1 protein-coding gene is annotated in these 600 nt (G+C 77.2%); it reads right to left on the bottom strand.

The genetic code is table 11. The features are described from left to right. A partial coding sequence (locus OZN99_RS33130) for a hypothetical protein (RefSeq protein ID WP_456299934.1) occupies positions 1 to 600 on the bottom strand: 600 nt, incomplete at both ends.

The raw sequence follows: 600 nt of genomic DNA, 5'->3' as shown, positions 1-600 counted from the left end.
CGCGTCGGGCTGCCCGCCTCCTCCTCGGCGAGGCTCGCGGCGAGCTCCGCGCGGCCCTTGGCCAGCGCCTCGATCCAGGCGGTCCCGCCGCGGCCGGGCGCTTCCACGAGGACGCGCATCAGCGCGCGAGCGACCTCGAAGGGAACCGGCGAGGGACGGGCCTGCAGCAGTTCCAGCATCCGCGCCGCGTCGAAGGGCCGCCACCGCGTCGCGAGCAGCAGCGGCAGCAACTGGAGCACGCCGCGCTGCGCCGAGGCGGCACCCGCTCCGAGCGGCGGCAGGCCGCGAAGGGCGAGCGCGGCGTCGAGCGCCGCGGTGGGCCGGTCGGCGATGATCACGGTGTGTCCCGTCGCGCCGCCGGCGGCGAGCCAGTCGGCCACCACCTCGGCCGCGGCGGTCTCGGTCTCGGCATGGAGCAGCGCGAAGCTGCCATCGCCATGCAATTCGCCCGACATGTCCTGCCGCAGCGCGCCCTGGACGGCGCCGAGATCGCCGAGCGCAGGCGAGAGCGGTTCCGCCCGTTCCCGCACCTCGGTGCCGGCGCGCTCCAGCGCGTCCACCAGTCGCGCGATGCCGGGCGGCAGGCCGGCATCGCGCGAC

This window comes from Falsiroseomonas oryzae (assembly GCF_027856955.1).
Taxonomy (GTDB): Bacteria; Pseudomonadota; Alphaproteobacteria; order Acetobacterales; family Acetobacteraceae; genus Falsiroseomonas; species Falsiroseomonas oryzae.
Note: the sequence above shows the minus strand (reverse complement) of the source record. Positions and strands in the feature narration are given on the sequence as shown.